The 8,539-nt window shown below is 64.1% G+C and carries 7 protein-coding genes and 1 riboswitch; of the genes, 6 read left to right on the forward strand and 1 reads right to left on the reverse strand.

Going from position 1 to position 8,539, the window contains the following annotated elements; genetic code table 11:
- Positions 1-71 precede the first annotated feature (71 nt).
- Positions 72-219, forward strand: a riboswitch (FMN riboswitch).
- A gap of 147 nt (positions 220-366) precedes the next feature.
- The 6 genes from ribD (at position 367) to J2D77_RS15020 (ending at position 7,818) form a co-directional block, all read left to right on the forward strand.
- Positions 367-1,386: a bifunctional diaminohydroxyphosphoribosylaminopyrimidine deaminase/5-amino-6-(5-phosphoribosylamino)uracil reductase RibD gene (gene ribD, locus J2D77_RS14995; RefSeq protein WP_207847190.1), complete on the forward strand. Its 1,020-nt coding sequence runs from the start codon at positions 367-369 to the stop codon at positions 1,384-1,386.
- Positions 1,368-1,970 (forward strand): riboflavin synthase, encoded by a 603-nt coding sequence (locus tag J2D77_RS15000; RefSeq protein WP_207847154.1) that lies wholly within the window; start codon positions 1,368-1,370, stop codon positions 1,968-1,970. The genes ribD and J2D77_RS15000 overlap by 19 nt, the downstream gene beginning before the upstream one ends.
- Positions 1,955-3,292, forward strand: coding sequence for a 3,4-dihydroxy-2-butanone-4-phosphate synthase (ribB, locus tag J2D77_RS15005; RefSeq protein WP_407927108.1), 1,338 nt, complete (start codon positions 1,955-1,957; stop codon positions 3,290-3,292). The genes J2D77_RS15000 and ribB overlap by 16 nt, the downstream gene beginning before the upstream one ends.
- A 43-nt stretch (positions 3,293-3,335) precedes the next feature.
- Positions 3,336-3,824, forward strand: coding sequence for a 6,7-dimethyl-8-ribityllumazine synthase (gene ribH / locus J2D77_RS15010; RefSeq protein ID WP_207847157.1), 489 nt, complete (start codon positions 3,336-3,338; stop codon positions 3,822-3,824).
- A 64-nt stretch (positions 3,825-3,888) separates the two neighbouring features.
- Positions 3,889-5,040: a flippase-like domain-containing protein gene (locus J2D77_RS15015; RefSeq protein ID WP_230975853.1), complete on the forward strand. Its 1,152-nt coding sequence runs from the start codon at positions 3,889-3,891 to the stop codon at positions 5,038-5,040.
- Between the two features lie 180 nt (positions 5,041-5,220).
- On the forward strand, positions 5,221-7,818 hold the full coding sequence (locus J2D77_RS15020) for an MMPL family transporter (protein ID WP_207847159.1): 2,598 nt from the start codon (positions 5,221-5,223) through the stop codon (positions 7,816-7,818).
- A 432-nt stretch (positions 7,819-8,250) separates the two neighbouring features.
- Here J2D77_RS15020 and J2D77_RS15025 read toward each other — a convergent pair.
- The coding region (locus J2D77_RS15025; RefSeq protein WP_207847162.1) for a tetratricopeptide repeat protein at positions 8,251-8,539 on the reverse strand (289 nt) is incomplete at its 5' end.

Raw genomic sequence — 8,539 nt, forward strand, 5'->3', positions numbered from 1 at the left:
TAAGGGGTTTTGCTCTTGCAAGACGGTGGGATTGGCCCCATCATAATTGAATAACCGCAGAAATGCGGAAAAGACGTTCTCAGGGCGGGGTGGAAATCCCTACCGGCGGTAAGCATTGCGCAAGCAAAGTAAGCCCGCGAGCGCCTGCCTAGGCAGGGTCAAGCAGATCCGGTGTGAATCCGGAGCCGACGGTCATAGTCCGGATGGGAGAGAACGCGAGAGGGAAGCGCCTTGCCGTGTCCTTATGCCTGCGCATAGGATCAGGTCGAGGGCTACACCCTTCTGCCGCCCTGAGTCTGTCTGAATGTGTAGTTTTGGACGGAAAGACTAAGGGTGAACGACGTTCAGCATTCCTTTGCGTATGACATGCCCCATGGCATTGGCGCGGCCTTCGCGCTGGCCGTGTCGGAAGCATGGCGCTTTGCCGGACAGACAGCGCCCAACCCCCCCGTGGGCTGCGTCTTGCTCGATGCCGAAGGGGCCGTGCTGGTTATTGCGGCCCATCACCGCGCGGGCGAATGGCATGCCGAACGCCTGGCCGTGGAACAGGCCCGGGCCTTGGGCGTGGTCGAGCGTATTCATACCGCCGTCGTCACGCTGGAGCCGTGCAACCATACCGGGCGCACACCCCCCTGCACCGAAGCCCTGCTGTCCACCCCCGTCAAGACGGTCTGGATCGGTTGCGCCGACCCCAACGCCCATGTTCAGGGCGGGGGTGGCGCGCGTTTGCAGGCCGCGCGGTGCGACGTGCGCTGGCTGGCGCATAGCGCGAATGGTGAACATGCCCATGCGCAATGCCGTGCGCTGATCGCCCCGTTCGCCAGCAAGGTGGCGCGGGGTCGGCCGTGGATTACCGTCAAGCAGGCGCTGGACAGCACCGGTTCCATGATCCCGCCTGCCGGGCGCACCACCTTTACCACCCCCGCATCCCTCCGCTTTGCCCATGCGCTGCGCCGCGTGAGCGACGGCGTGATTACCGCCACCGGCACGGTGCGCGCGGACAGGCCCGGCCTGGGCGTGCGCCATGTGGAAGACCATACCGACCGCCGCCGCCTGCTGGTGATCTGCGGGCAGGAGGCGAACACGCCCCAGGACTGGCTGGCAGGGGTAGTGCAGCGTTTCGACGTGCGCTTCTGCCCCGATATCAGCGATCTTGAGCCGCTTCTGGCCCGGACCGATGCGCTGTGGCTGCTGGTGGAGGCAGGCCCGACCCTGCTGGCCGCCCTGCACGCGCGCAATTTATGGGACGACTGGCTGACAATCCGCCAGGACCCAGACGGGCAGGACCATCTTTCGGTCAGGACCCGGCACGACATCACCCCCCTTTCCCTGTTCGCGGAATGGGCGCACTGCACGCAGGAGCAAGTATGTTTTCCGGTATCGTAGAATCCCTGGGCCAGGTCGTTGCGGTGGAACGGCAACCCCAGTCCCTCATGCTGGAGGTTGAAACCGGCCTGAGCGATGTGGCCGAGGGCGAGAGCATTGCCGTCAACGGCGTGTGCCTGACCGCCGTGGCCCCTGTTGCCAGCGGGCCGGTACGCTTTTTCGTCAGCAAAGAGACACTCGATTGCACCACGTTGGGGCGGCTGGATGTGGGCAGCCGCGTCAATCTCGAACGCGCGGTTACCCCCGCCACGCGGCTTTCGGGCCATATCGTGCAGGGCCATGTGGATGGCGTGGCCCGTTTCGTGGCCTGCACCCCGGTGGGCGATGCGCGGCGTGTGGAATTCCAGGTGCCGGCGGCACTGCGCCGTTACATGGTCGAAAAAGGCTCCGTCGCACTGGATGGCATCAGCCTGACACTCAACGAACTGGGGCCCGGGCAGGACAATGCGTTCCCCATCGCCCTGATGATCATTCCCCATACGTGGGAGCACACGACGCTGGGCACGCTGGCCCTTGGCGATACGGTCAATGTCGAAGTGGACGTGATCGCAAAATATGTGGAGGCACAATGCCGGACCAAGTAATGAACGACCGCGCGGGCCCCCACCGGCCTTCCGCCGCATTGTCGAACGCCGTGGCGGCCCTGCGGGCGGGGCGCATGGTCATCATGGTGGACGACGAGGACCGCGAGAACGAGGGTGATCTGGTCATGGCGGCGCAATACATGACGCCTGCGGCCATGAACTTCATGATCACCCATGCGCGCGGGCTGGTCTGCCTGCCGCTGGCCCCCGAACATGTGGACCGGCTGGGCCTGTCCATGATGGTGCGCCAGGCCGAGAACACCGCCCGCCACGGCACGGGGTTCACGGTCTCGATCGAGGCGCGGAAAGGGGTCAGCACCGGCATTTCGGCCGCGGATCGGGCCCATACCGTGCAGGTGGCCGTGGCTGATGACGCAACGGGTGCCGATATCGCAACCCCCGGGCATATCTTTCCCCTGCGCGCCATGCCGGGCGGCGTGCTGGACCGGATCGGGCATACGGAAGGTTCGATCGACCTGCTGCGCCTGGCCGGGCTGAAACCCGCCGCCGTGATCTGCGAAGTCCTGAACGAGGACGGCACCATGGCCCGCCGCCCGCAGCTGGAGGTGTTCGGCGCGCGGCATGACATGCCCATCATCTCCATCGCGGAACTGGTGGAATGGATCGCGGCCAACGGCACGGCCCCTCTGCCAGAAATCGCCCCCACCGCGCGGGAGGTACCCACCACCACCGTATCCGACCTGGCACAGGCAGCCCTGCCCAGTTCCTACGGCGGGGATGACCTGGTCATTCACGCCTTCCGGGACGAAAGCGGGGTGGAGCATGTCGCACTGGTCAAGGGCGATGTCGGGGCCGCGGGTGCGGTGCCGGTGGTGCGCCTGCATTCGGAATGCGTGACGGGGGATGCGCTCGGTTCCCTGCGCTGCGACTGCGGTTCCCAGCTTCAGGCGGCATTGCGGACCATTGGCAAGGCCGAATGCGGCGTGCTGGTTTACGTGCGCGGGCATGAAGGGCGGGGCATCGGCCTTGTCAACAAGATCCGCGCCTATGAACTCCAGGATGCCGGGCTGGATACGGTGGATGCCAACCACCGGCTGGGCTTTGCGACCGATGCGCGGGACTGGCGCGCGGCGGCCAGCATCCTGCGCGACCTGGGCGTGGCCGAAATGGACCTGCTGACCAACAACCCCGCGAAAGTGCGCGCGCTGGAAGCCCGGGGCTTTGCCGTGCGCCAGCGTATCGGGCTTGAAGTGCAGCCCAATGTGTTCAACCGTGCCTATCTGCATGCCAAGCGGCAGCGGATGGGCCATCATCTGAGCGGTTTTTCCGCCTCATCCGCCGATCACAAGGCGCTTGCCTGAGTTTTTTACCAAGGCTGAAATTTTACCAAGGATAGTCAAGCTAATGGGCACTCGTTCCCCCGTTTCCCTGCCGGACCTGAAGACACTGACACCCACACCCCGGCTGGCGCTGATTGTCAGCCGTTTCAACGAAGCCGTGACAGGCGGGCTGCGCGATGGCGCGGTGGCCTGGCTGGGCGAGCACAATATCGCCGTGCAGGATGAAGACATCTACGCAGCCCCCGGCGCGTTCGAAATGCCGCTGCTGGCCCAGGCCCTGGCCAAGAGCCAGCGTTACGAAGGGGTTATCTGCCTGGGTTGCGTGGTCAAGGGTGATACCGCGCATTTCGAATTCATCAGCCTGGGGGCCACAATGGGGATCATGCAGGCGTCCCTCGCCACCGAAGTGCCGGTGGCGTTCGGCATCCTGACCACCTATACGGAAGAGCAGGCCACGCTCCGCTCGGGCGATGACGTGCATAACAAGGGGCGCGAAGCCGCTGCGGCCTGCGTGGAATCCCTGGCCCTGCTACGCCATATCCGGGCCGCATAATCCGCAATTCCGGCCCGGGCGCTGCGGTAGCAGGGAGAGAGGGCGGCATAAAAGGGAAAAGCGCATGAGGCGGGTCACTCTTGTCGCGGGCCTTCTCGGCCTGGGGCTGGCTGTGTGGATGTTCACGCAGTATGGGGTGCGCTCCATTCTGGCACTGATCGGCGCGTGCGGATGGGGGCTGCTGGTCGTTATCGCCTTTCACGGTATCCAGGTCTGCCTGTCCGCGCAGGCATGGCGGATCATTTCCGGCGGCGATCCGGGGGATGCAGGCCCGCTGCCGCGTGATGTACCCGGCCCCGATCCCCAGCCCGGTTGTGAGCACAGGCCCGCTTCAAGCCCCGCTTTAGCCCCCGCTTCCGCCAGCCCCGATAGCGCCCTTGTCGGTCCGGCCCTGCCTGCGCCCGGCAGGGCGGCCGCCCGTGTCTCCCTGGCCGATTACGTCATGCTGCGCTGCGTGCGCGAAGGGATCAACAACCTCCTGCCCGTGGCTCAGGTGGGGGGAGAGGTGGTCGCAAGCCGCCTGCTCGCCCGTCGGGGGCTGGGGGGCAGGCAGGCTGCGGCGGGCACGATCTGCGACCTGACGATCGAACTGATCAGCCAGATCGTGTTTACCTTGGCCGGGGTGGGGCTGCTGCTGTTCCTGGTCAAGCGTTCCACGGCCACTGACCGGCTGATGGAAAGTGCCGTGGTGCTGCTGGCCATTGGCGTGAGCGTGTTCGCCAGCCAGTGGCTGGGTGCGGTCGCCATCATGGAAAAACTGCTTTTGCGTATTGCCGCCCATCTGGGCTGGAGCGGGGCTTCGGGCATACGCGGCATCCATACCGCCGTTCTGTCCCTGTACAAGAGCGGGCATAATGCGCTGACCTGCCTGGGCATCCAGTTCCTGGCCTGGGCGCTGGGATCGGTGGAGGTCTATCTGATCCTGCATTTCATGGGGCATGACCGTTCGGCCGCCGTCAGTTTCGTGATCGAAGGCGTGGGGGAGGCAGCCAAATCCGCCGGTTTTGCCGTGCCGGGTGCGCTGGGTGTATCCGAAGGCGGCTATATTGTCGTGGGCAGCCTGTTCGGCATCGCCCCGGATGCGGCGATTGCCCTGTCCCTTGTCAAACGCCTGCGGGAAATGGCCTGGGGTCTGCCGTCGCTGGTCCTGTGGCAGTGGCTTGAACAGGCCTGGAGCACCGTCCGACCCGTGCAGGAAAAATCGTCATGCCCATAATCCCGCGTGCCAGAAAAGGGGGCGTGTCGATATCACCTCTTGCATCTGGCGGGGCGGTTGGGCACATCAGGCCAGCTTCGGCCCCGTTTTCGACGCGGGGCCGACAGCGCCGGTATCAGAAGCAGGTCGCCATCCATATTGGCCCCAGGCCAAGACCATAGCGGGAACCAGTCGCACGCCATGCTGTTTGCATTCATAGGTCGTTTCATCACGTTATGCGCCCGCCATGCCTGGGCGGTTGTGGCGTTGTTCGTTCTCCTGTCGGGTGGCGGGGTCTATGCGGGCATGACCCGCCTTGGCGTGACCACGGACACCAGCAAGATGCTCTCCCCCCGTCTGGCCTGGAAACAGCGTTCGGATGAAATGGGCCGGCTGTTCCCGCAAAAGGAGAATCTGCTCGTCGCCGTGATCGAGGCGGACATGCCAGAGCAGGGGGCGGAGACCGCCCGCGTGCTGGCCGACACGCTTTCGGCCGATCACAAGAACTTTACATTCGCGCGCCGGCCGGATGCCAACCCCTATCTGATGCGCAACGGGCTGATGTTCCTGGACGAGCAGCCCCTGACAACGGTGCTGAACGACACCATTACGGCCCAGCCTTTCCTGGCGGCCCTGGCGCAGGACCCGTCGGGTCGCGGCCTGTTCAGCGCGCTTTCGCTGATCGCCCAGGGTATCAAGCTGGGGCAGCAGGGTAATCTGGCCAGTTTCCAGACCCCGCTGAACGGCTTTGCCACAACCTTGGAACAGGCGGCGGCGGGCCATGCGCAGGATATGTCATGGCAGCGCCTGCTGGGCGGGCAGTTATCCGATCTGGCGGGGCGTTACCAGTTCGTGGTGACCAAGCCCATTCTGGATTACGGGTCTTTCCAGCCCGGCGGTGCGGCGGCCGACGCCATGCGCAAGGCTATCAGCAATCTGGAATTTGTCCGCAACGGCCATGCCAAGGTGTATGTGACCGGCCAGGTCCAGATCGATGATGAGGAATTCGCAACCGTGGCCGAAGGCATGGTGGCGGGGCTGCTGGGCTCGCTCGCCCTGGTCACGCTGTGGCTGACGCTGGCCGTGCGGTCGTGGCGGGTGGTGCTGCCCATCGTGCTGACCCTGATCGTGGGCCTGCTGCTGACGACGGGCTTTGCGGCGGTGGCCGTGGGCACGTTGAACCTGATTTCCGTCGCCTTCGCCATTCTGTTCGTGGGCATCGCGGTCGATTTCGCCATTCAGTTCTCGGTGCGCTTTCGTGCGCAGAACCCCCCTGCTTTGGGCGAGACACGGCTGTTCGAAGCCCTGCGCATGACGGGGGAGGAAACAGGGCACCAGATCCTTGTCGCCGCCCTTGCGACATCGGCCGGGTTCCTGGCCTTTACGCCCACGGCGTTTCTGGGGGTTGCCCAGCTTGGCCTGATCGCGGGCATTGGCATGCTGGTGGCGTTTATCTGCACCACGACCCTGCTGCCCGCATTGCTTAAAATCTGTCGTCCGCCGCTGAACTGCCCCAGCATGGGCTATGCGTTCATGCGACCGGTCGATGCGGGCATCCGTCGCCACCGCAAGCTGCTGCTGGCGCTGTTCGGGGTGGTGGCGCTGGCGGGGCTGGGGCTTGTGCCCGCCTTGCAGTTCGATGGTGACCCGCTGCACACCAAGAACCCCAATTCCGAGGGAATGCGTGCGCTCAATCTGCTGATCGACAATCCCCAGACCTCTCCTTACAGCGCGGAACTGCTGACATCCTCCGTGCAGGAGGCCGAGCAGAAGGCCGAGCGCCTGTCCGCCCTGCCTGATGTGCATGATGTCATGTGGCTGGGCTCCTTCGTGCCCACGGACCAGAAGCAGAAACTCGCCCTGATCCAGGATGCGGCGTTCCTGCTGCTGCCCACGCTCATCGTCCCGCAACCCAAACCCGCCCCGGATGCGGCAGCCCTGCGTGCATCCGCCGCCGATACGGCCAAGGCCCTGGGCGAGGTCGTGAACACGCTGCCCGCCAAGGACCCCCTGCGGCGTATCCAGGCGGCCCTGGCCAGCCTGGCGCAGGCACCCGATCCGGTGGTGCTGGCCGCCAACCGGGCGCTGGTACGCTTCCTGCCTGCCGAACTGGACCAGTTGCGCGCCATGCTCCAGGCAACGCCCGTGACCATCAAGGATATTCCCCCCGTCATCGCGGATGATTACCTGCTGCCCGATGGCCGCGCGCTGGTGGAGGTTCACCCCAAGGGCGTCATGTCCAGTTCCAACGCGCTGCACCGCTTTGTCGCGTCGTTGCAGAAGGTCGAACCCGACATGGCAGGCACGGCGGTGGATATTGTCGAAAGTGCCCGCTCCATCGTGCGGGCGTTCGAACAGGCGGCCGGGGCCGCCGTTGCGATGATCGCCATTATCCTCATGCTCGCCCTGCGCCGCGTGAAGGACATGGCGCTGGTGCTGGCCCCGCTGCTGCTGTCGGCACTGATGACGGTGATCCTGATCGTCATGCTGCCCGAGACGCTGAACTTTGCCAATATCATCGCACTTCCGCTGCTTCTGGGCGTGGGTGTGTCGTTCAATATCTATTTCGTCATGAACTGGCGTGACGGGATCAAATCCCCCCTGGCGTCCCCCACCGCACGCGCCGTCATGTTCTCGGCCCTGACCACCGGCACGGCCTTCGGCTCGCTCGCCCTCTCGCACCATCCCGGCACAGCCAGCATGGGCCGCCTGCTGCTGCTCTCGCTGGGCTGCACCCTGATCGGCACCCTGATCTTCGTGCCAGCCCTGCTGCCCAAACGCCCGATCGACGACGCGTAAAACGCGTTGTCGGGCTTGGAGGTTTGCATACCTCCAAGCCGGTGGCTCGAGATTTTTCGGGCGGCACGCGATATTAGGGCGGACTATGTCCGCTTTCGCCCTCATGTAGGCCATACGTGCCTATGAACGACTTGTCGTATAGCAGACATGAGCGGCCCTATCTCTTGCGGGCGAGTTCGGCTATGAGTAGACTGGCATGTTACCAATTTCGGTCGGAGGAAAGCCTGCATTCAACCGCAGATTAATATTAGTGGAAATTTACCAAAGGCTGCCAATTGGTGGCCTCTCGGTGATCGCTGCAAAAGCAGTCGCCGAATCTGGTTGAAGAGTAATAATAGAACAAGCGCATGAAAATCCCATTCGCCTAATTTGTACCGTAACCATCCGCAGAGGTAGATTGAGCAGCGCGAACATCGTCAGCCAAGTCTGAATTCAGGATTGGCGGGGAGGGGGCGGAAGTCGACTCGTGGTCCGTGCTTCCACATTGCGGATGTCTTTCTCTAGCCGCCTGACAAATTCCCATTTCCTGTGCCGCCGATTGATTCCGAGCGACTGCTGCAGCAGCAGCAGCGCCTCATCTGGCGAATGCTGTTCGATCGCTAGACCGTAGCTTCGTAGAACCTGCGCCATGTGATTATCGTTGCGAAGCTTCTTGCCTAGGTTGATGCTTTCCCTATAGGCGTCCTCGGCCTCTTTGAACCGGCCGCTCTGCCTGCCCAGG

It is taken from the genome of Acetobacter garciniae (genome assembly GCF_017377735.1).
GTDB lineage: Bacteria > Pseudomonadota > Alphaproteobacteria > Acetobacterales > Acetobacteraceae > Acetobacter > Acetobacter garciniae.